General features: G+C 68.4%; 19 protein-coding genes. 6 read left to right on the forward strand and 13 right to left on the reverse strand.

Annotated elements, in window-relative coordinates; genetic code table 11:
* Positions 1–52: 52 nt before the first annotated feature.
* From JYG32_RS07300 to JYG32_RS07310, 3 genes are read right to left on the reverse strand one after another with little or no spacing between them, the layout of a single operon-like run.
* Positions 53–2,629, reverse strand: a complete 2,577-nt coding sequence (locus tag JYG32_RS07300) for a TonB-dependent siderophore receptor (RefSeq protein WP_213265141.1) — start codon at positions 2,627–2,629, stop codon at positions 53–55.
* Between the two features lie 54 nt (positions 2,630–2,683).
* Positions 2,684–3,670 (reverse strand): FecR domain-containing protein, encoded by a 987-nt coding sequence (locus tag JYG32_RS07305; protein ID WP_213265142.1) that lies wholly within the window; start codon positions 3,668–3,670, stop codon positions 2,684–2,686.
* A gap of 3 nt (positions 3,671–3,673) precedes the next feature.
* Entirely contained in the window at positions 3,674–4,183 is a 510-nt protein-coding gene (locus tag JYG32_RS07310; RefSeq protein WP_213265143.1) for a sigma-70 family RNA polymerase sigma factor, read from the reverse strand.
* 537 nt (positions 4,184–4,720) lie between these two features.
* On the opposite strand from JYG32_RS07310, the gene JYG32_RS07315 reads away from it, so the two are divergent.
* Together JYG32_RS07315 and JYG32_RS07320 are read left to right on the forward strand one after the other, a co-directional pair.
* Positions 4,721–5,881: a porin gene (locus JYG32_RS07315; RefSeq protein WP_174384076.1), complete on the forward strand. Its 1,161-nt coding sequence runs from the start codon at positions 4,721–4,723 to the stop codon at positions 5,879–5,881.
* A 412-nt stretch (positions 5,882–6,293) separates the two neighbouring features.
* Positions 6,294–7,520 carry a transglycosylase SLT domain-containing protein gene (locus tag JYG32_RS07320; protein WP_213265144.1) on the forward strand — a complete coding sequence of 409 codons (1,227 nt, stop codon included), beginning with the start codon at positions 6,294–6,296 and terminating at the stop codon, positions 7,518–7,520.
* A gap of 31 nt (positions 7,521–7,551) precedes the next feature.
* Here the strand turns inward: JYG32_RS07320 and JYG32_RS07325 are convergent, their stop codons facing one another.
* From JYG32_RS07325 to JYG32_RS07335, 3 genes are all read right to left on the reverse strand, one after another.
* Positions 7,552–7,998 carry a hypothetical protein gene (locus JYG32_RS07325; protein WP_249744609.1) on the reverse strand — a complete coding sequence of 149 codons (447 nt, stop codon included), beginning with the start codon at positions 7,996–7,998 and terminating at the stop codon, positions 7,552–7,554.
* Positions 7,999–8,117: 119 nt separating this feature from the next.
* On the reverse strand, positions 8,118–8,447 hold the full coding sequence (locus JYG32_RS07330; protein ID WP_213265146.1) for a hypothetical protein: 330 nt from the start codon (positions 8,445–8,447) through the stop codon (positions 8,118–8,120).
* Positions 8,448–8,770: 323 nt separating this feature from the next.
* Complete coding sequence (locus tag JYG32_RS07335) at positions 8,771–9,517, reverse strand: MipA/OmpV family protein (protein ID WP_174384080.1); 747 nt, start codon at positions 9,515–9,517, stop codon at positions 8,771–8,773.
* 246 nt (positions 9,518–9,763) lie between these two features.
* Between JYG32_RS07335 and JYG32_RS07340 the strand changes: the two genes are divergently transcribed.
* Together JYG32_RS07340 and JYG32_RS07345 are read left to right on the forward strand one after the other, a co-directional pair.
* Complete coding sequence (locus tag JYG32_RS07340) at positions 9,764–10,489, forward strand: response regulator (protein ID WP_174384081.1); 726 nt, start codon at positions 9,764–9,766, stop codon at positions 10,487–10,489.
* Complete coding sequence (locus JYG32_RS07345; protein ID WP_249744610.1) at positions 10,490–11,866, forward strand: ATP-binding protein; 1,377 nt, start codon at positions 10,490–10,492, stop codon at positions 11,864–11,866. It abuts the gene before it with no gap.
* 50 nt (positions 11,867–11,916) lie between these two features.
* Here the strand turns inward: JYG32_RS07345 and JYG32_RS07350 are convergent, their stop codons facing one another.
* The 6 genes from JYG32_RS07350 to JYG32_RS07375 form a co-directional block, all read right to left on the reverse strand.
* Entirely contained in the window at positions 11,917–12,957 is a 1,041-nt protein-coding gene (locus tag JYG32_RS07350; protein ID WP_213265147.1) for a FecCD family ABC transporter permease, read from the reverse strand.
* Entirely contained in the window at positions 12,954–13,946 is a 993-nt protein-coding gene (locus JYG32_RS07355) for an ABC transporter substrate-binding protein (protein ID WP_213265148.1), read from the reverse strand. Before JYG32_RS07355 ends, JYG32_RS07350 begins: the two co-directional genes overlap by 4 nt.
* Positions 13,943–14,740: an ABC transporter ATP-binding protein gene (locus JYG32_RS07360; protein WP_213265394.1), complete on the reverse strand. Its 798-nt coding sequence runs from the start codon at positions 14,738–14,740 to the stop codon at positions 13,943–13,945. The genes JYG32_RS07355 and JYG32_RS07360 overlap by 4 nt, the downstream gene beginning before the upstream one ends.
* Complete coding sequence (locus tag JYG32_RS07365) at positions 14,740–16,830, reverse strand: TonB-dependent receptor (protein ID WP_213265393.1); 2,091 nt, start codon at positions 16,828–16,830, stop codon at positions 14,740–14,742. Before JYG32_RS07365 ends, JYG32_RS07360 begins: the two co-directional genes overlap by 1 nt.
* A 483-nt stretch (positions 16,831–17,313) precedes the next feature.
* The gene (locus JYG32_RS07370; RefSeq protein WP_213265149.1) at positions 17,314–18,045 is read right to left on the reverse strand and encodes a transporter substrate-binding domain-containing protein; all 732 of its coding nucleotides are present in this window, start codon (positions 18,043–18,045) and stop codon (positions 17,314–17,316) included.
* A gap of 52 nt (positions 18,046–18,097) precedes the next feature.
* Positions 18,098–19,405: a pyridoxal phosphate-dependent aminotransferase gene (locus JYG32_RS07375; RefSeq protein WP_249744611.1), complete on the reverse strand. Its 1,308-nt coding sequence runs from the start codon at positions 19,403–19,405 to the stop codon at positions 18,098–18,100.
* A 20-nt stretch (positions 19,406–19,425) separates the two neighbouring features.
* Here JYG32_RS07375 and JYG32_RS07380 point away from each other — a divergent pair, with 20 nt between their 5' ends.
* Both JYG32_RS07380 and JYG32_RS07385 read left to right on the forward strand, forming a co-directional pair.
* Positions 19,426–20,859: a PLP-dependent aminotransferase family protein gene (locus tag JYG32_RS07380; RefSeq protein WP_174383782.1), complete on the forward strand. Its 1,434-nt coding sequence runs from the start codon at positions 19,426–19,428 to the stop codon at positions 20,857–20,859.
* The gene (locus JYG32_RS07385; protein ID WP_213265150.1) at positions 20,825–21,100 is read left to right on the forward strand and encodes a hypothetical protein; all 276 of its coding nucleotides are present in this window, start codon (positions 20,825–20,827) and stop codon (positions 21,098–21,100) included. The genes JYG32_RS07380 and JYG32_RS07385 overlap by 35 nt, the downstream gene beginning before the upstream one ends.
* A gap of 35 nt (positions 21,101–21,135) precedes the next feature.
* On the opposite strand, the gene JYG32_RS07390 is transcribed toward JYG32_RS07385, so the two are convergent.
* On the reverse strand, positions 21,136–21,888 hold the full coding sequence (locus JYG32_RS07390) for a response regulator transcription factor (protein ID WP_213265151.1): 753 nt from the start codon (positions 21,886–21,888) through the stop codon (positions 21,136–21,138).
* Between the last annotated feature and the right edge of the window lie 68 nt (positions 21,889–21,956).

Genomic DNA, 21,956 nt, shown 5'->3' on the forward strand with positions numbered 1-21,956 from the left:
GATCCTCTCCGAAGCCGCGCGCCGTGGTACCGGCCGCGCGGCGATTGCATGGTCAGAACTGCAGCGTGGTCAGCAGCGACACCTGTCGCGCGTCGCCGATCGCGACGAAGTAGCGGTTCGCGCTCGACGGGTAGTACGTGCGGTTGAACAGGTTCTTCACGTTGAGCTGGAACGACAGCTTCTGCTTGCCGATCCGCGTGTCGTAGGTCGCGAACGCATCGGCGAGCACGTACGACGGCAGCGTGAAGCTGTTCGCCGAATCGCCGGGCCGTGCGCCGACGTAGCGCGCGGCCGCGCCGATGCGCAGGTCGTCGCCGCCTGCCAACGTGCCGACGTCGTAGACGGCCGCGAGCGACGCGGTGTGGCGCGCGACGTTCCACAGCTGGTTGCCCGCGTACAGCGGATCCTCGACCGTCTTCGCATCGATGTATGCATAGCTCGCGATCACGTTCACGCGCTCGCCGATCCTGCCCGACAGGTCGAGCTCGACGCCGCGCGAGCGCGCCTTGCCCGACGTGCGCCATTCGGTCAGCTTCGTCGCGTCGTTGTACTGCGACACGAGCACGTTCTTCTTGTCGATGTTGAACAGCGCGAGCGTGCCGGTCATCCCGCCCGGCAGGTCGAGCTTGCCGCCCACCTCCCACGCGGTCGCCTCCTCGGGCGGCGTCGAGCCGTCGATCACGTAACCCGTCATCGGCGCGATCGACGAAGACGGCTTCAGCGATTGCGAATAGCTGCCGTACAGCGAGAACGAATCGGTCCACTTGTAGACGACTCCCGCGCGCGGCAGCCACTTCGAGCCGCTGAGGTCGGTGTTCGCCGTGAACGGCCGGCCGCGCCCCGCGACCTGGTTGTACGTGATGTAGCGCAGCCCGCCCGACACGATCCACTTGTCGGTCAGGTGAATGCTGTCCTGGAAGAACACCGACGTGTCGTGCAGCGTGTCGGTCTGGTCGCTGTCGCTCGCGGACACGGTGCTCGACGGCGGCAGCAGCCCGTACACGGGATCGATATAGCTGAACGGCGTCTTCACGGCCTGCCGCAGCATGTCCTTGCGATAGATGCGGCGGTATTCGCTGTCGACGCCGAACTGCACGTCGTGGCGCATTCCCGCGAGCGTCACCTTGCCGTTCACGTAGGCGATGCCGTAGCTGTCGGTGCTGAGCGAACCGTGCGTCGCATCGTTGCTGCGCGACAGCGTGCCCTTCACCGGATCGACGGCGGTCGTGCGCAACTGGTTCGCGTCGTAGGTCTCGCGGTTGTAGCTGTAGCCGAGATGCGCGCTCCAGTCCGCATTGAACTGGTGATCGATGCTCAGTTGCGCGAGATGCGATTCGCCGTCCATGTTGTTGAACGGCTCGTCGATCCGCCGCCGTGCGGGAATGTCGAGCGGCGCATTGGTGCGCGGGTCGAGCGCGGTGCCGCGATCGAACGGCGAATGGAACTGGCGGTACTCGTAGGACACCGCGACCTGCGTATCGCGGCCGTACCACGCGAGCGACGGCGCGACGAAGGTCTGTCGGTTTTCGCCGAAGTTGCGCCAGTACTGCTCGTTCGACTGGTCGACGATCAGCCGGTACGCGAGCCGCGAATCGCCGACCGGCCCCGTCGAGTCGAACGTCGCGCTGCCGCCGTTCTTGCCGTGCCCGAACGTCGACGCGCCGAGCGAGATCGCGTTGTAGCGCGTGAGCTGCGGCTGCTTGCCGACGACGTTGACGACGCCGCCCGGATCCATCAGCCCGTACAGCAGCGACGTCGGCCCCTTGAGCACCTCGACGCTGTCGACCGCCGCGTTGAACGAACGCCCCTGCACGATCGGCATCCCGTTGTGCATGATCGAGCCGTCGCGGTTGCCGCCGAAGCCGCGTTTCATGATGGTGTCCTGCGTGCCCGCGAGCGTGTTGCCCTGCGTGATGCCGCTCACGTTGCCGAGCGCGTCGTCGAGATTGCGCGGACGCTGGTCGCGCAGCACCTGCGCGGGCACGATGTTGACGGCCTGCGCGGTGTCGAGCAGCGGAATCTCGGAACGCAGCACGCCCGCTTCCTTCGGCGCGCGATAGCTTTCGGCGCGCAGCGCGCTGGACCGTACCGTGATCGCCGGCAATTCGGCACCGGCGGCCACGCCGGCCGCCGCGGGCCGTGCAACCGAACCCTCCGCGCGCATCAGCGTGTAGCCGCCGCCCGGCTGGCGCAGCGCGACGAGCCCCGTGCCCGCCAGCAGGCGGTCGAGCGCGCCGTCGACGTCGAACCGGCCCTGCACGCCGCCGCTCGTCAGGCCGGCCGTCAGCTCGGCCGGAAACGCGAGCAGGATGCCCGCGTCGCGCCCGAACCGGTTCAGCGCCCCTTCGAGCGGGCCGGCCGGAATGTCGAACGCGCGGCGCGATGCGCGCTGCGCGGCAGGCGCCGCATCGGCGTCGGTGTCGGCCAGCGCGGGCAGCGGCAGCAGCGCCGACAGCAGGACGGCGCCGGCCAGCCGGCGCGCGAAGCGGCCCGGCGCGGCGGGCACGGCCGCGCGCAACGCACGCGGCAGATGACGGGCGGGCGCCGTGCGGCGCCGATACGTGAGACGGATGGAAACCATGATCGGGGAGTCGGTGGACGATGGGCCAGTGCTGCTTTCATTACCCATGTCACGCGAACATCGAGAAACAGCTCAGGTCGGCGGAAAATTTTTTCGCCGCGCTCACGAACGGGCCGGTACGACCGTCGCCCAGTAGCGCGTCAGGTAGTCGACGTCGATCGGCAGCGTCGCCTTCAGCGTGTCGAGCACGCGCGCCGGATCGTCAAGCGGATAGGTGCCCGACACGCGCAGGTCGGCCACGGCCGCAGCGCAGCGCAGGCTGCCGCGGCGATAGCGGTCGAGCTCGGCGACGAGGTCGGCCAGCCGCATGCGTGACGCGACGAGCATGCCGCCTGTCCACGCGGACGCGTACGCATCGAGCGGCATCGGCGCGCCGATTGCGTCGCTCGTGAAATCCGCGCCCTTTCCCGCCGCGATCACGCGTGTGCCGGCCGTCGCGTCGGCCGGCTGCACGCGCACCGCGCCGGCGAACACTTCGAGACGCGTCGCGCCATCGCGCTGCCGTACCGTGAAGCGCGTGCCGAGCGGCCGCAGCTCGCCCTGGGCAGTCGCGACGACGAGCGGCCGTGCGGGCGCGCGATCGTCGTGGCCGCTCGTCACCATGATCGTGCCGCGCAGCAGGCGCAGGTGACGCGCGGTGTCGTCGAAGCGCACGTCGAGCGCCGTATCGGTATCGAGCACGACGACCGTGCGATCCGCGAGCGTCACCGTGCGCCGCTCGCCGACCGCCGTTCGCAGGTCGGCCGGCCAGATCGCCGCGCGCCGCGCGGGCTCGGCCATCCACGCGGCACCGCCCGCGAACAGCAGCACGGCCAGCGCCTTCCCGGCCGCGCGGCGGCGGCCCGCACGCGGCGGCAGCAGCGCCGCGTGCGCGGCCTGCGTATCGAGCCCGGCCGCCAGCCGGCCGAACCTGCGCTGCATCGTTTCGATATGACGCCATGCCGCGTCGTGTGTCGGATCCTCGGCACGCCAGCGCGCGAGCGCGGCGGCGAACGCATCGTCCGTGCGGCCGGCCTGCCGGTCGACCCACCATTCGACTGCGCGACGCGCGACATGCGGCGGCACCGCCGGCGCTCCCGGGGCGGCCATCGGTCAGGCCGCCATCGCGAAGAAGCACTGCGTGCCGGCCTTCACGAGATGGCGCTTCACGGTCGCGAGCGACACGCCGAGTTCGCGCGCGATCTCGGCCTGCGTGAGGCCATCGAGCTGCGCAAGCAGGAACGCGCGCTTCGCCGCGAGCGGCAGGCCGTCGAGCAGCCGGTCGATTTCGAGCAGCGCCTCGAGCACGACGGCCCGCTCTTCCGGCGACGGCGCATGCGCTTCCGGACACTGCGCGAGCACGTCGAGATACGCGCGCTCGATCTGCTCGCGCCGCCAGTGGTTGCTCAGCACGCGCTGCGCGACCGTCGTCAGGAACGCGCGCGGCTCGTCGGCGCAGATCGGCTCGTCGCGCGCGAGCAGGCGCATGAACGTGTCGTGCGCCAGATCGGCCGCGCGGTGCGCGCAACCGAGCTTCCGGCTCAGCCAGCCACGCAGCCACGCATGGTGGCCGGCATAGAGGGCGTCGATTTCTCGATGGAGAGACAGCTTGTCAGCGGACATGGCCGGGTTCCGGGTGCGCAGGCGGCGGCAATTTTGTAAATGAGAATGATTATTATATACAAAATCAGACAGGCGGCCGGGGTTTTGGTGCGCGGCGGCCGCAGCCGGTCACGCAGGCGCGCCACAAGCAGGGTGTGCCGCGCATGCAGCGGCCATGGAGACAGGGATGAGCGGCGCAGCCGCGATGGCGTCGCCGGACGCGGGCGGCGCGCCGCTAACACATTCATTACAGCCCGGCCAATTCAATTCATTCAATAATTAATTGACGGATCAATAACAATATCCGGGCTGCCGCCATTCCTCCGAAAATCGCCCGAAATTATAACGAGATATGTAAAACGCAATGGCGAAATCTCGAAATGACAATCAATTGATACGCGATTTTCAATAATTCAAATCCCTCAATGGTGAATGCCGGAGGATGTATCTGTCTGCTTCAGGTCACAAAGGAGAATTTCATTTTTGGCGTTTTATTCCGACTCTGTAGTCTCCTGCCATTCCGGTTCACGAACACAAGCCAATGCGCAAGGAGATGAAATGAAACGCACGACCCTCTCGCTGATTTCCATCGCGTCATTCGCGGCGATGCCCGCAGCGCATGCGCAGTCGAGCGTCACGCTGTATGGCGTGATCGACACGTCGATCACCTACGTGAACCATGCGCAGGGCAAGGACAACGCGTGGATGCTCGGCAACAGCAGCGCGGGCAACCTGGCCGGCAGCCGCTGGGGCGTGAAAGGCACCGAGGATCTCGGCGGCGGGCTGAAGGCGCTGTTCCAGCTCGAGAACGGCTTCGACCCGAGCAACGGCCGGCAGGGCCAGGGCGGCCGCCTGTTCGGCCGGCAGGCGTTCGTCGGCCTGACGAGCGACCGCTACGGCACGCTCACGTTCGGCCGCCAGTACGATCCGCTCGTCGACCTCGTGCAGGGCATCACCGCCGACAACTACCTCGGCAGCGTGTTCGCGACGCCGGGCGACGTCGACAACTACGACAACAGCTTCCGCGTCGACAATGCGGTGAAGTACACGTCGGCGGTCTATTCGGGCCTGCAGTTCGCGGCGATGTATTCGTTCGGCGGCATTGCCGGCAGCACGGGCTCCGCGCAGTCGTATTCGGCCGCCGTGTCGTACAACAACGGGCCGTTCAGCGTCGCGGGCGGGTACTTCCACGCGACCAACAGCCCCGCGTCGAACGGCCTGCGCAGCGGCTGGACCAGCTCGTCGGACGGCACGTTCGACGGCCCGATCAACAACGGTTATGCGAGCGCGCACTCGATCGGCATCGCGCGCATCGCCGGCCAGTACGCCGCCGGCCCGTTCACGTTCGGCCTCGGCTACAGCAACGCGCAGTATCGCCGCGACGCAAGCTCGGTGTTCGGCTCGAACGAGCACTACAACACGGGGCAAGGTTTCGTGAACTACCAGGCGACGAACGCGCTGCTCGTCGGCGTCGGCTACAGCTACACGCGCTCGGGCGGCGACACGTCGGCCACCTATCACCAGGTATCGGCCGGCGCGGACTACAGCCTGTCGAAGCGCACCGACGTCTATCTGACCGCCGCGTACCAGCACGCGAGCGGCCGGACCGGCGACGGCCAGGGCGGCTCGATGGCCGCGCAGGCGTCGATCGGCTCGTACGGCTATGCGGGCACGAGCTCGCAGACGATGGTCAACCTCGGCCTGCGCCACCGCTTCTGATGCGAAACGGCCGGCTGCGCGTCGCGCGGCCGGTTAAAAACCGCGCTCACCGGCACGGCGGCTTCGGTCGTCGTCGTTTTTTGATCGTCTCTTTATCGCCCTTTCCTGCCCGAATACCGACTGCCGGGCAATTTCCTTCCTGTTTGATCCAGCGCCGTTTTTCCTGCATGGCTGACGCGATGCGTCAGTATTCCAAGCATCGCCACTGCACCGGCATGCGCGTAAAAGGCGGCCATTTTTACCGGTCAAGCTTCGTCGCGACCGCTGATCCGACGCGATAAAAATGCGCGACGAGCGCATGGGCAATTGCAAAGGAAAGTTTGACGCGAGCCATTTGTCTGCTCGCTATGGCACACTTCGCGTCTCTCGTGATTTCCTTGCACCGGGCGGCCGGATTCCGCCCCATCCTGCCATGCCGTGTCAGACAACCCGTTCGATCAGCCGCGAAACGCTGAAGATCGCCTCGACGATTGCGATGTCGTGCGCGCTGCACGGCGTCGCACATGCCGATTGCCTCGACGACGCGGCCGCGTTCCAGCACGTGAGCGTCAGCCTGATGCGCGGCATCGCGCAGGTCGAATCGGGGATGAATCCGAACGCCGTCAACACCAATACGAACGGCACGGTCGACATCGGCCTGATGCAGATCAACAGCACGTGGCTGCCGACACTCACGCGCGAAGGCATCACGCAGCAGAGCCTGTTCGATCCGTGCACGAACGCGTATGTCGGCGCGTGGATCCTGTCGCAGAACATCCGCCAGCTCGGCCCCAACTGGAACGCGATCGGCGCGTACAACTCCGCGTCGCCCGACAAGCGCCTCGCGTATGCGCGCAAGGTCTATGATGCAATCCGGACCATGCCGGATTCGCCGGATACTCCCATGCCCATCCTTCCCCCCTCCTTTACGCCGCCGCAACAGCAACAGGCGTACAACCCGTTCGCGAGCCTGAGCGTCGCGGCGCCTCAGGTCACTCGCCCGCGCACGGTATCGCCCGCCCCGCCTCCGCCGCCACAGGGCGGCCCTGCCGGCCCGGCCGGCACGTACAACTTCGGATGGACGGTCACGGGCGCGGACCAGGCGAAGCCGACCCAGGTCTTCGACGACGGTGCGCGGATCTACGTGCAGTTCAGCGACATGAAGCACGTGCCGGCGATCTTCACCGAAACGTCGTCGGGCCGCGTGCTGATGTCGTGGGAGCTGCAGTTTCCGTATGCCGTTTTGACGCGTCCCGCGCAAACGTTAATCTTCCAGCTCGGGCCGTTCGAGGCGCGCGCGCAGCGTGGCGCGGCCGGCGGCGCGGGCATGACCGCGCAGACGGGCACGGCAACGCAGCGGCCGGGGGCGGCGACGGCTGCGGCCACCGCGTCGAATTCGAGGAAGTCCGCCGATGCGGCAGCGACCACGGCGGCCAATCCGGCGACGAAACGCACGGCGTCGGCCGATGCGCTCTGGTATCTGAACACGCCGTCGACGTCGGGATCGGCGTCCGCATCGCCATCGACATCGAATATTCCCGCCACGCTGCCGACGGCCGTGACATCGAACACGCCGCCGGCCGTGCCGGCTCAGGCACCGGCTGCCGCCGCTCAACCTTCGCGCGTCAGCACGGATGCGCTGTGGTACATCTCGAAGTAACGCGCGCCCGATCGCACGCCAGTCGCGGCAATCATTTCTCGCGGGTCGGCAGCCGTTCGGGCGCGTTCATGTCGTCCACCCATTGCAGTTCGGCCGTGCCGTTCTTCCTGAAATACACGTGCAGATAACGCGACGTCGACGATTCCGGCTGCGGAATCGTCACGTCGATCGTCTTGTGCCCGGCCGGGATGCCACGCTGGATCTCGGCCAGCGGTTGCGCGAACACCCATGACAGATTCACCGCCTGCCCCGGCGTGACCTTGCAGCCGCATGCGAACCCGCCGCCGAACGCCTCGCCCGCCTCCCGCGCCGAAGGATTGCCGAAGCATCCCGACCGGTGCGCGTCGTCGAGCCGGAACTCGTGGAGCTTGCGGTCGTACTCGTTGTATCCGGTGACGCACACGGCACGCGGTTGCGCCGCTGCTTCGCCATCATGCCGCCCGCATCCGGCAAGCACGCCCAGTATCGCCAGTGCCAAAGCACGCGCTCCTGCCCCGAACGTCATCGATACCCTCGCCGGCGCGGCAACCCCGAGCGCCGTCCGCACGTCGACGACATCCGCTTGCGCATTCGCGCGCGTGGCACCGGCGCAACCCGTCACCCGCGCCGCACCCAGATCACCTTCCCGTCGCGAATACCGAGATTGCGGCGCTCCTGCCGATAATCCATCGTGCCCGGCAACGACTTGCCGTCGCGCTCGAGCACACGCCACAGGCAGCCGTCGAGCTGCGCGGCCGCATCGGCCTCGGTCTTGCCGACCAGCGCATCGTCCTGCGCAGCGTCCGCCTTGCATGCCTGCGACGCGCCCGCCTGCCCGCCATTCGCCGGCGTGCTGCCCGCGCTGGTGATTTTCGTGTTCATGTCCGCACATCCCGAAAACGTTGCGCTCGCAACCAGCGCCATCATCATCGCGATCGTCTTCTTCATCGATTTCTCCCTTTCGCGCCGGCGGCGCAGATGCGGCGTTCCTCGCCGACCGGGCGCTGCATGCATGACGCGGTTCCGCGCGTCGCCAGCCGTTTCCCGACGGATGCCGGCCGGCGGATCGCGGCCTCGCGCGCCCCGGCCGCGCCGATTCGGCGTACCGGAGTCGCGGGCCCGGCCCAACGCCGAAGCCGCCTGCATGTTACCGCACGCGGTCAGCGGCTACGGCGCGGCGCCGACGCATCGCATCATTGCGCGTGAATCGATCGCATCGGCCGATGCATGCCAGTGCAGCGCGGCATTCCAGATCGCCGTCGACGACCCGCTCAGAACTTGTAGGTCACGCCCGCAATGCCGTAGTAGTTGCTGCGCGACTGGACGATCGGGCTGTCGCCGTAGCGGCCGAGCAGCCGCGTCACGCCGCCGGTCGCGAGCACCGACCAGTGCTGCGACAGGTTCCAGTTCCACGCGAGCGCCATCGATGCACTGTCGATCCCGCCGCTCGTCGAATACGGCCGGAACCGGCTCGTCATCGACTGTGCGTCGGTCACGCCGTAGAACGTCTGCGTATAGCGTCCCGAGCCCGCATGCACGGTGCCCGTCACGACGATCTCGTGCTGCGCGGTCTTGAACACGGGCACCGCGAGATCCATGTGCCCCGACACGCCGCGCGACGTGTGCGTCACGGGTGTGTCGATCGTGACGCTCAGTTCGGCCGCATTGAAGAGCGTCACGCCCGCACGCACGCCGACCAGCACCGAGCCCGGAATCCGGCCCATGCCCTTCAGGTAGTCGGAGCCGGGCAGGTCGAAGCGGTTCTCGTCCGCGCGGCCCGCATCGTAGCTCACGGCCGCCGACACGAACACGCCGTGCGGCAGGTCCAGCCGGTAGCCCGCGCCCTGCGTGCCGTCGATGAAGAAGCCGTTGCCGAACGTGGCGGAAAACGACGGCGCGACGACGCCGCGATACTGGTTGCTGCCCTGGTAGCGCGGCGCGAAACCGCCGCCGAGCGAGATTGAATACTGGTTTTCCGCGTGGGCGGCGGCGGCGAGGGTCAGGCCGGCGAGCGGCATGCAATAGCGGTAGCGGCGGAGTATTGGGCGCACAATATTGAGATAAGAGTGACGGAGCCCGCAGTCTAGGTGCCGCCCTGCGCCGAGACTGTCCTGAATCTGCGCAGAATCTGTGCTCAATTGTGTTCGATTGTTCGAGATTGTCGTACCGCTGCCCCGGCCGCGGGTACGGCGGATAGAATTCGCGTGCCGCGCCGCATACCGGCCTGCCGGGGTGTGAGATGGCGCGTGCCTCCTGAGGAGACCATGAACGACGATCCGCTCAAATACCGTGTGCTGCTGATCGAGGACGACGACCGCCTCGCGCAGCTCGTCCGCGAATACCTCGACGGCTACGAATTCGCGGTGACGGTCGTGCGGCGCGGCGACCTCGCGGTCGCGGCGGTGCGCGAGCACCAGCCGGCCCTCGTGATACTCGACCTGATGCTGCCGAACCTCGACGGCATGGAAGTCTGCCGGCGCATCCGTGCGTTCACCAACATCCCCGTGCTGATCCTGACCGCGCGCGCGGACGTCTACGACCAGGTCGCCGGACTCGAGACGGGTGCCGACGACTACGTGACGAAGCCGATCGAGCCGCGCGTGCTCGTCGCGCGCGCCCGCGCACTGCTGCGCCGCGCGCAGCCGGCCGTCGCGGAAGCGCCGGTTGCAGCGCCCGAAGCGCTGGTGTTCGGCGAACTGTCGATCTCGCCGCCGAACCGCACCGTCACGTGGCGCGGCGAGCCGGTCGACCTGAAGACCGCCGAATTCAACCTCCTGCTGATCCTCGCGCGCGCGGCCGGCACCGTGCTGAGCCGCGACGACATCCTGAAGCAGTTGCGCGGGATCGAGTTCGACGGGCTCGACCGCTCGGTCGATTCCGGCATCTCGAAGCTGCGCCGCCGCTTCGAGGATGCTTCATCGGAGCCGCACAAGATCAAGACGATCTGGGGCCGCGGCTACCTGTTCAGCCCTTCCGCGTGGGACGAATAAATGCTGCGTCCGTTGATCAGGCTGTACCTCGTCGTGATCCTGTTCGTCGCCGCGTCGATCATCTTCATCCAGTTGTCGTTCGACCGGATCTTCTACGAGCGCGGCGCACAAGCTCAGCGCGACTCGTTGACGACCTACTCGTTCGTGCTCAACGACTACCTCGAACGCCATCCGGGCGGGCAGCGCCTGCTCGCGCTGCGCGAACTCGCGAAGCACGGCCACGAAGGGTTCGGTTTCCTGTCGATGGCCGACGCCCGCGCGCAATTGAGCGGCGCGCCGCTGCGCGATCTCGACGCCGGCAGGATCGCGATCAGCTACAACGGCAAGGATTACTACATGCCGCTCGCGGACGGCTCGGTGCTGCACGCGCGCCCCGTCGAGGCCTCCGATCTCGACATCAAGATCTATGCGTACCTGCTGCTCGCGCTCGCCACGCTGTTCGCGGTGGTGCTGTGGATTCACTATCACTGGCGCGACCTGCGCAAGCTGCAGGACGCCGCGCGCGCATTCGGCGCCGGCACGCTTTCGACGCGCGTGAAGCTGTCGGGCAAGTCGAACATCGACGAGCTGTCGCAGCAGTTCAACGACATGGCCGAACGCATCGAAGCGTCGATCAAGCAGCAGCGCGAAATGATGCACGGCATCTCGCACGAACTGAAGACACCGCTCGCGCGGCTCGAATTCGGGCTCGCGCTGCTCGCCGAGCCCGACGAAACGGGACGGATGCGCGAACGCCGCGACGCGTTGCGGCGCGACGTGCGCGAACTCGACGAACTCGTCACCGAGTTGCTGACGATCGGCCGGCTCGAACAGGGCGCGAGCCAGCTCGCGCCGATGGAGGTCGTCGTCGATGCGCTGGTCGACAGTGTCGCCGGCAACGTCGCGAACGATATCGCCGATCTCGGGATTGCACTCGACGTGTCGACGCTCGGCGCGCCCGCGACCCACATATGCGATCCGAAGCTCGTCGCCCGCGCACTGCTGAACCTGATCCGCAACGGCGCGCGCTACGCGTCGCGCAAGGTGCTGCTGGCCGCTGCCGGCGACGGATCCGGCGCGCTCGTGCTGAGCGTCGACGACGACGGCCCCGGCATTCCGGCCGCCGAGCGCGCGCGCGTGTTCGAACCGTTCCAGCGGCTCGACTCCAGCCGCGACCGGCAAACCGGCGGCTTCGGGCTCGGGCTCGCGATCGTGCGGCGCGTTGCCCTGGTGCACGGCGGCGATGTGCGGCTCGAGGATTCGCCGCTTGGCGGCGCACGCTTCGTGATCACCTTGCCCGCGCGAACGCTGCCGGACAGATTCTTCGACGTGACGGGAGACCTCGCCCACGCCGACGCGCTCGGCGACAGCACGAGCACGGCCACGCCACCGCGCTGAAGCGCTCGGGCGGAGCCCCACCCCGCCCTCGCCTGCGCGTACGCTGCCGCTCAGCGCCGGCGCAGCAGTGCGACGAAGAACAGGCTGCCGAACAGCGCGGTCACGATGCCGATCGGCAAATCCTCCGGCGCCGCGAGCGTGCGGGCCGCGACATCGGCCCACACGAGCAGGATCGCGCCCGTCAGCGCGGCGACCGGCAGCAGCTTGCCGTGCTCGGCGCCGACGACGCGACGGCACAGATGCGGCGTCACGAGCCCGACGAAGCCGATCGCGCCGCTCACCGCGACCATCGCGCCCGTCGCGAACGATGCAACGACGAACACCTCGCGCCGCATCCGCGCGCTCGGCACGCCGAGCGCGGCCGCGGCGACATCGCCCGACATCAGCGCATTCAGTTCGCGCCGCCGCGCATACAGCGCGCCGCCGGCGAATACCGCGCACACGGCCGGCACCGGCAGCAGATCCCAGCGCGCGAGGCCGACGCCGCCGAGCATCCAGAACAGCACCGACGACGCGGCGCGTTGGTCGCCGAGATACAGCAGCAGGTTGCCGAACGCGGCCATCATGAACGATACCGATACGCCCGCGAGCAGCAGGCGATCCGATTCGAGCCGGCCGCGCCGGTAGGCGAGCGCGATGACGCATGCGGTCGCCGCGAGCGCGCCCGCGAACGCGGCGGCCGACAACGTGAACGGGCCGAACGCCGCGCCGGCCACCACCGTGACCGCGACGGCGCCGAGCATCGCTCCCGAGCTCACGCCGAGCAGGTGCGGATCGGCGAGGCGGTTCGCGGTCGCCGCCTGCAGCGCGACGCCGACCGCCGCCAGCGTTGCGCCGACGATCGCGGCCAGCAGCGCGCGCGGCATCCGGATCAGCCAGACGATGCTGTCGTCGCCCGCGCCCGCCGCGAGCGCGCCGGCAGCGCCGAACGCCGACGCGATATGCGTGGCGACGATCCGCACTGCATCAGGCATCGCGATCGGCGCCGGTCCGAACGCGGCCGACACGACGATCGACACGATCAGCAGCACGGCCAGGGCCGGCAGCACCACGCGCATGCCGGGCCGCGACGCATGCACGGCCGCGCTCATCGCGCCGGCCCGGCGAACGCGGCCGGATACAGCGCGCGCGCGAGCGTCTCGACGGCCGCGACGTTCTCGGGGCCCGGCGTTGCCGCATCGTACGGAATCGCGACGAAGCGCCGGTCGCGGATCGCGGCGACGCGCGCGAGCGCCGGCTGGCTCAGCAGGAACTGCTGCTTCTGCGCGGCCGTCACCGCCGAGTAGTCGACGATCACGATGACCTGCGGATCGCGCGCGACCACGCTTTCCCAGTTCACCTGCGTCCAGCTGCGCGGCACGTCGCCCATCACGTTGCGCGCGCCCGCCGCCGCCAGCAGCGCGGTCGGCATCGCGAGCCCGCCCGCCGTCATCGGCTTGTCGGTGCCGCTGTCGTAGACGAACACGCGCAGCGGCTCCGGGCGCCCGATCGCGCGCGACACCGCCGCGAGACGTGCGCGCATCGCGGCAACGACCTGCGCGGCGCGCGCATCGACACCGAAGATCCGGCCGAGATTGTCCAGGTCGCGGAACACGTCGTCGAACGACGCGGCGGATTGCTTCATCACGTGCGAACACGATTCGGTCAGTTCGTACGTGCGGATGCCGAACGGCGCGAGCGTCGCGGGCGTCACCGGGCCGCCGACATGCATCCCGTAGTTCCAGCCCGCGAGATAGAAGTCGGCACGCGCGGCGGCCAGCACCTCGAGCGACGGATACTGGCTCGCCAGTTCGGGCACGCCGCGCAATGCGTCGCGCGCGCGCGCGGTGCCCGTCTTCCAGCCGCCGATGCCCGTATAGCCGACGAGCCGGTCCTTCAGGCCGAGCACGAGCATCATCTCGGTCAGGTTCACGTCGTTGCTCACCGCGCGCGTCGGCGCGCGCTCGAACGTCACGTCGCGATCGCAACTGCGCACGGTGACGGGATAGGCGAGCGCGTGAACGGCGGCGCAGCCGAGCGCGGCGGCGACAGCCAACCGGCGGGACACGAAGGACAAGACAGGCAACGGCATGGCGGTCATTCCGGATGAAGCGGCGTGATGCGCGGCCGGCCCGTGACGGGATGGCGATCGACGAGCGCGGCGACGCCGAACACGTCGCGCAGCAGCGCTTCGGTCAGCACGTCGTCCGGCGCGCCGGACGCAACGATCCGGCCGTGCGCGAGCACATGGAGCCGGTCGCAATACGCGGCCGCGAGATTGAGGTCGTGAATCGTCGCGAGCGTCGCGATGCCGAGGCGCCGCACGCGCGCGAGCAGTTCGAGCTGGTGACGCAGGTCGAGATGGTTGGTCGGTTCGTCGAGCAGCAGCAGTTCCGGTTGCTGCACGAGCGTGCGGGCCAGCAGCGCGCGCTGCTTCTCGCCGCCCGACAGCGACGCGACACGTTGCGCGCGGCGCGCGGCGAGGCCGACGTCGTGCAGCGCGGATTCGACGATCCGGCGATCGTCGGCCGACTCCGCGTCGAACGGCCGCTTGTGCGGCGTGCGGCCCATGCCGACCAGTTCGTCGACCGTCAGCCCGAAATCGTCCGGCGTCTCCTGCTGCAGCACCGCGATACGCTGCGCGACCGCGCGCGGCCGCATGCGCCACACGTCCTGCGCATCGAGCGCGACAGCGCCCGCGTCGGGCCGCGCGTAACGGAACACGCAGCGCAGCAGGCTCGTCTTGCCGCTGCCGTTCGGGCCGACCAGCCCGACGAACTCGCCTTCGGCGACGGTCAGCGTGACCGAATCGAGCACGGCGATCGCGCCGCCGGGCGACCAGCTCACGCGCTCGATTTCGAGCATGTGCGTCACGGGAGGCTCGCCGCGCCGCATCAGAAGCGCATCGTCGCGACGAGCTCCGCCGAGCGCGACGGACCGAGCAGCCACTGCTCGCCGCCGTTCGACGTCGTCACCGCGTACGTGCGGTTCGCGAGATTGCGCAGATACAACGCCAGCTCGGTGCGCGACGTCGGCTGCCAGCGCAGCGACGCATCGAACACCGTGTACGACGGCACCTGCAGGCGGTTCGCATCGTCGCCGTACGTCGCGCCGACATGGCGCACGCCCGCATTCGCCTGCCAGCGCTCGGCGAACGCCCAGCCGAGCCACAGGTTCGCCGTCTGCTGCGGCACGTTGGATGGCACGTTGCCGGCCCGCGACACCGTCGTGCCGCCCGCCGCCTGGTTGAACGCGTCGTAGCGCGCGCGCAGCAGCGCGACGTTCGCATCGATCGTCCAGCCGTGCGGCAGCCGCGCGCCGCCCGTCAGCTCGATGCCGCGCGACGACTGCCGGCCGATCTGCTGGCGCAGCGCGGGATTGACCGGATCGGTGCCGAGCAGGTTGCGCTTCGTGATGTCGTACACGGCGAACGTCCAGTACGCACGGCCGTCGAGCAGCGCCTGCTTGACACCGGCTTCCCACTGTTCGCCGGTCGCGAGCCGGTAGTTCGCCTGCGACGCGGACAGCGTCACGAGCGAGCCGAGGCCCTCCGCGCCGGTCGTGTACTGCGCATACGCGCTGAGCGTCGGCGCGACTTCGAAGACGAAACCGGTACGCCAGCCGACGTTGGCGAAACGCTTGTCGAAGCCCGCGCCGGTCGCCGCCTGCTCGCGGCTGAACGCGATGTGGTCGTAACGCAGGCCGCTCACCCACGCGAGCCGCGGCAGCACTTCGAGCCGGTTCTCGGCGAACACCGCGGCCTGCCGCGCGCGCGTGCCGAACTGCGGCACCGTCGGATCGGGGCTCGCGAACACGCCGGGGTCGAAGCCGTGCGCGGCCACCGTCGATGCGCCGCCGTACGGCGAATTGTTGGTGCCGTCGAACGTGATCTGGCTGAATTCGGTGCCGACGACGAAGCGGTTCGCACGGCCGAACAGCGTGCCGTCGACACGCGCGCTCAGCCGGTCGCCGATCTGCCGCTGATGGTGGCCGATGTCGAGATAGTCGCCGCGCGTGACGAGCCCGGTCGCAGGGTCGAGCGCATACGATTCGGCGTTGCGCCAGTGGCGGTTCGACGTCAGGTAGTAGAGCTGGTTGTCGATCGTCACGCCGGCCGTGGGCCGGTAGCTGGCCGACAGGCGTGTCCACTGGTCGTAGTACGCGATCGTCGCGTCGCCGACGTTGTAGTTGAGCTTGCGCAGCGACGGATCGAGCACGCCGTTCGGCGCGGGCACGCCATAGTACGTCGCCGGCATCTGGCGGCCGTAGTCGTAGTCGAGCGTCAGCGTGAGTTGCGGGCTTACGTCGAATCTCAGCGCGCCGCCGACCGCCGTCGTATGCGTATCGGCCCGCTCGGCGAGACCCTTGCCGCGCGCATCGCTCGCGTAGAAGCGATACGACAGCCGCGGGCCGAGCGCGCCCGTCGTATCGAACGCGCTGCGCTTCGCGCCGTCGGGGCCGGCGCCGACCTGCAGCGTCGTCGCGCGCGTGCGCTGCGGCCGCTTCGGCACGACGTTCACGACGCCGCCGATCGCCCCTTCGCCGTACAGCACCGACGCCGGGCCGCGCAGGACCTCGATGCGCTCGACCGACCACGTATCGAACGGAAACGTGATCGTGCCGGCGGCCGGCATCAGCCGCACGCCGTCGAGCAGCGTCATCACCGATTCCTGGCCGCTGAAGCCGCGCACGCTCAACGCGGTGCCGCCGGTGCCGGGCGCCATCGCGCTCGAGAACCCGGCCGTGCGCGTGACCGCGTCGAGCACCGTGCGATCGCCGCGCGCTTCGATCGTGTCGGCCGTAACCGTCTCGACGCTCGCGGGCATGTCGAGGCTCGCCAGCCCGAGCCGCGAGCCCGTTTCGAGCGGCTGCGTCAGCGGATCGGCCGGCGCCGGGCGCGCGGTGACGCTGATCGCCGGAAGCGCATGCCGGTTGTCCGGTGCGGAGGCTGCCGCTTCGGCAGCCAATGCACCGGAGGTCGCCATCGCGCAACCCAGCAGGGTCGTGCAGCCGCGCGCCGCGCTTGCGCGCCATGCGCCGGTGTTCCGGCGCGGCGCGGCATGGTGCCGCTCCCCGCGCGCCGGGTTGCTTCTGGTTTTCGTCACGTCGTATCGATCTTCATGTGGTGTCGTCGCCGGCCGGTCCGCGACGAAAACGTCAGATGATACAATATATCAATTTGATTCGTCAGGGTTTTGTCAGCTTGCGTCGATGCGCATGGCGCACCTGCAGCGGAAAACTGAACGGCACCCACAGCTAGTTGCCCTGTGTCCGGTTGCGCACCGTGAACTCGTGCTGGACCTTCGCGACCACGCCCGACGCGGGCCACCGGGTACACGACCGACAACCACGCGTCCAAGCGCACCGCGTTCGTCTGCGACTGGTTCGTCGAGCGGCTCGCGCGGGCAGGTGCTGCGTGACGACGCATGCAGCGTCGACCGCGTGTACGGTCGACTCCGCCAGTCACGCTACGACTTCGCGCCGCCGCCCTCCACCACGTCGTCGATTTCCGCCCGCGTAAAGCCGTACTTCGCCATCCGCTCGCGATGATCGGTCGAGCCGAGATACTCGCGCAGTTTCGCATTCACGGCCTGCACGAGCGCATCGTCGGTCTTGCTGAACGAGAACCCGCCGACTGGAGCCGCCGCGCCCGCGCCACGCTCGTGTGCGACGGCCTCCACGCCCTCGTTCACGGCGGCGAGCACCCGGTTCCCGATCGCGGTGCTTGCATACGCATCGATCTGCCCCGCGAGCAACGCGGCGAGCGCATCGGGTTGATCCTTGAACACGACGATCTGGCTGTCGCGCACGCCTGCCGACCTGGCCGAGTCGATCTGCACCTGTGCGGCAATGCACCCCAGCCGCGCGTCGCTGCGCGCCGCGACGGCTGCGTAGCTCGTCAGCGCCTTCGGATTGCCTGCCTGAACCAGGAATCCGTCGCCGATCGCCCACACCGGCACGCTGAACGCAACGTGCTGCGCGCGTTCGGCCGTCACGAAGATCGGCACGTTCATGTCCCAGCGCCCGGCCTGCACACCCGGCAGCAGTTCGTCGAACAAGGTCGCGTGATATTCGATTTCCGTCACGCCGATCGCACGCAGCACCGCCTCGGCCAGCTCGATATCCGCGCCGGTCACGGCGCCGTCGTCGGCCGTCCAGTAGAACGGCGGTTCCTCGATGTAGGCAATCCTTACCTTCATGGTGTTACTCCTGACGTTCAATGATGTTCGCTACACCCGCCGGGCGCCCGGTTCATGCGACAGCCGCATCCATTGCCTGCGACAGCGCCGACAACGCGGACTGCAGGCGTTCCGGCGGAAGATAGCCGAAGCCCAGCCTGAACACGCGGCTGCTTTCGCCAAACCAGGTACCCGACGCCAGTTGCACGTCGTGGTCGGGCAATACCTGCCAGAAGCGGGCTACGGCCTGCTCGTCGAAAGCATCCTGACGCAGCCGCACGCAGCATAGCGCGCCGGCGTCGGGCCGCACCCACTCGACCCGCGCGCGGTCACCTTCGCACCAATCCGACAATGTACCGAGCGCGTCCGCAAGCAACCGGCGTCGAGGCGCGAGCACGTGCTCGCGGTGGCGCAATACGGTTGCAGCAAGCATCTCGTCGAGCACCGATCCCGAAATCACGGTATTCAGCTTGGCCACGATCAGGCGCGCCCGAAGCGCCGCGTCGGCCACGGTGAGCCACCCGGTCCGCAGACCGGGCGCGCCCAGCGCCTTCGACACCGACGAGCCCGTGACGATGCGTGGATCGACACCCGCGAAACTGGCAGCCACGGCGGCATCGCCATAGGTCGCTTCTCGATAGGTCTCGTCGATGAACAGTATCGCGTCCGGACACCGCCGCGCCATCAGCGCGAGCAATGCGTCGATCCCGGCGCGCGATGCCTGCACGCCGCCGGGATTCTGCGGAGACGCGATACTGACGAGCCGGGTCTTCGGCGACAGGCTGGCGTTGAACTGCGCGAGGTCCAGTCGATAGCCGTTCTCGAACGACAGTCGCACTTCGCGTACCGTTGCACCGGCACCGACCAGACAGTCGCGGCTCGGCGGAAAGCACGGCGTCGCGAGTACGGCTTCGTCGCCGGGGCGGCACACTTCATAGGCCAGCAGAAACAGCCCGAGCGCCGTACCTTGCGTCGTCACGATCTGCGCAGCCGGCACGTTGCAGCTATCGGCGATCGCGTCGCGCAGCACAGCCGCGCCGGCCGACCGGCTGTAGCCCAGCTTCAGGTTGCGGACCGTATCGAGGCCGGCCAGATCCAGCAGTTCGCCGACCGTCAGGTCTTGCGACGTGCTCTCCGCCAGGTTGAAGGTCCGGTTCACATCGAGCAGCGAGATGATTTCGTTGTACGGAAATCTTCCGCGCCACTCGCCGGAGGGCGTCTGTATTGCCTGCATATGCTTGCCTCGCATTGACCGATCGACGGATCGAAACACCGCCATCGTAGCGCTCGCACAAAAACCATAACAGCCACAATTTTCTGACGATTTGACCAACACAATTCTGCTTGGCGAGACACGGAATCCCGATCGATAATCGGGCACTCCCCTGCCGCAGGTGCCCCATGGAAACGCAGACGTCGTACCGCTACAGGCAACTGGCCGATCTCATCGTCGGCATGATCGAGAACGGCACGCTCGCGCCCGGCATGCGGCTGCCGTCCGTGCGTACTGTCAGCGAACAACGGCGAATCAGCGTATCCACCGCGCTGCAGGCCTATCGCCTGCTCGAAGATCGCGGCGTGCTCGTGTCGCGACCGCAGTCCGGCTTCTATGTCGCGGCCCCACGCGGCGGTACGCTCGCGTTGCCGACAGCGTCGCGCTCGCGCGCGAAAGCATCGACGGTATCGATCAGCGGCGCGGTCGCCGCGTTGCTCGAACACGCCGCCAATTCGGCACTCGTGCCACTCGGGTGCGCAGTGCCCGATACGGCGCTGCTGCAGTCGAAGCGGCTCGACTTCGCCCTCGCCCGCGCGGCACGCCAGCACGGCATGCGCTACAACGTCTATTGCGCGCCTTACGGCGAGCCGGCGCTGCGCCGGGAAATCGCGCGGCGTGCGATGCGCTTCGGGCATCCGCTATCCGCCGACGACATCCTCGTCACGAACGGCTGCACGGAGGCACTGACGCTCGCGCTGAATACCGTCGCGACGCGCGGCGATACGATTGCGGTGGAATCGCCGACCTACTTCGGTCTGCTTCACACACTGGAAGCACTGGGGCTGAAGGCGCTCGAGCTGCCGACCGACCCGCTGCGCGGTGTCGATGTCGGGATGCTCGCGCGGCGGCTCGAATCGGAATCGATCGCGGCCTGCGTGCTGTCGTCGAGCTTCGGCAATCCGCTCGGCTCGACGATGACCGAAGACGACAAACGGGCGCTGCTGGCGCTGCTCGCGCGGCATCGCGTACCGCTGATCGAGGACGACGTCTACGGCGACATCCACTTCGGGCGCGATCGGCCAAAGCCGTTCATCGCACTCGACGGCGGCGCCAATACGATCTACTGCAGTTCGTTCTCGAAGAGCCTCGCGCCCGGATACCGGATCGGCTGGATCGCGGCGGGCGCTCGCACGCAACAGGTGATGGAACGCAAGCTCGCGCTCAGCCTGTGCGGCCCCGTGCTGCTTCAGGTCGCGCTGGCCGACTTCCTCGCGAGCGGCGCATACGATGCGCATTTGCGCCGCATCCGGCGCCTGTTCGAGGAGAACCTCGCGCGGATGACGCGCACGATCGAGGCAAGCTTTCCGGCCGACACGAAAGTGAGCCGGCCCGCCGGCGGTTTCGTGCTCTGGCTCGAGCTGCCGAAGCGATTCGATTCACGCGCGCTGTTCGACGCCGCGCTCGAACAGGGCATCTGCTTCGCGCCGGGCGACATTTTCTCCGCCGGCCGGCGCTTCCGCCACTGCCTGCGCCTGAGTGCAGGGCACGTGTGGAACGAACGCATCGAGGACGGCGTCCGGCGCCTTGGCCGGCTCGCGCACGCGCAACTCGCGCGCTGACCGCGCAGCGGCCGTCGCCCGACAACCGCGCGGCTCAGCCGCCGACCTTGAATGCGGGCAACTGCTGCCCGAGCCGAGCGCCTGCGGCACACTGAATGGCCGAATCGTGATTCCGAATTCGACGAACCGTCCGGCGTCGTCGAAGCGGATCATGCCGATCCCCTTCAGCGCCTTGTCGACGACGGTCGCGCCGAATTCCGGCACCGCGTTCTTGCCGTCGTCGGCGACGAACCGGCGGTGACAGGTGAAATTCCCGAGGAGACGGCCCCGAGCCGGTCAGGCGCCGTCGTGCGCGTTGTCGTCCGCCAGCGCCCACGAGGGCACGAATATGTATCCTCTGCCGCGCACGGTCCGGATGTAATGGTAGTCGCCGACCGCATGCTCGATCAGGCTGCGCAGCCGGAATACCAGCACGTCCAGCCCGCGCTCGGAGCGGCCCTCCGCATTCTGCCCCAGCAGCGACAGGATCGCCGCGCGGGAAAGCACCTGCATCGGATGGGACACGAACAGCTCGAGCAGCGCGAATTCGCTTGCGCGCAAGCCGAGATCGGTTTCCGCGCGCGTCGCCCGCCGGTTCACGAAATCCACCTCGATCTCGTCGAACCGGTACGGTTCGCGTCTCTCCGGCTGACCGGCCGCACCTGCCGCACCGGCCCCGCTCGACCGATAGCGCCGCGCCGCGCGACGTACGCGCGCGACGAGTTCCATCAGGTCGAACGGGTCGACCAGGTAGTCGTCCGCGCCGGCCTCGAGCGCGATGACCTTGTCGACGACCGCCGCCGAATCGCTGAGCACGATCACCGGCATGTCATGACCGGCCCCGCGCAGTTCCCTGAGCGCGGTGTACGCGGAGATGCCCGGATCGCCGATCCGCAGCACGATCAGCGACGGCGGCTCCGCGGCGACGCCCGCCAGCAGCATCGACACGTCGTGCAGCGCGGACGTCCGGAGCTGGCATCCGTGAAAAAACGCGCGAATCATGTCGCGCATGCCCGGGTCGGGCTCAACGACGAGAACCTGGATAGTCATGGGAAAACGGGCGGACTTCGTGGCAGCCGCGACTGTCGGGTCTCGAGATCGTGCCGGCGGACCGGCCG

This window comes from Burkholderia pyrrocinia, assembly GCF_018417535.1.
Taxonomy (GTDB): Bacteria; Pseudomonadota; Gammaproteobacteria; order Burkholderiales; family Burkholderiaceae; genus Burkholderia; species Burkholderia pyrrocinia_E.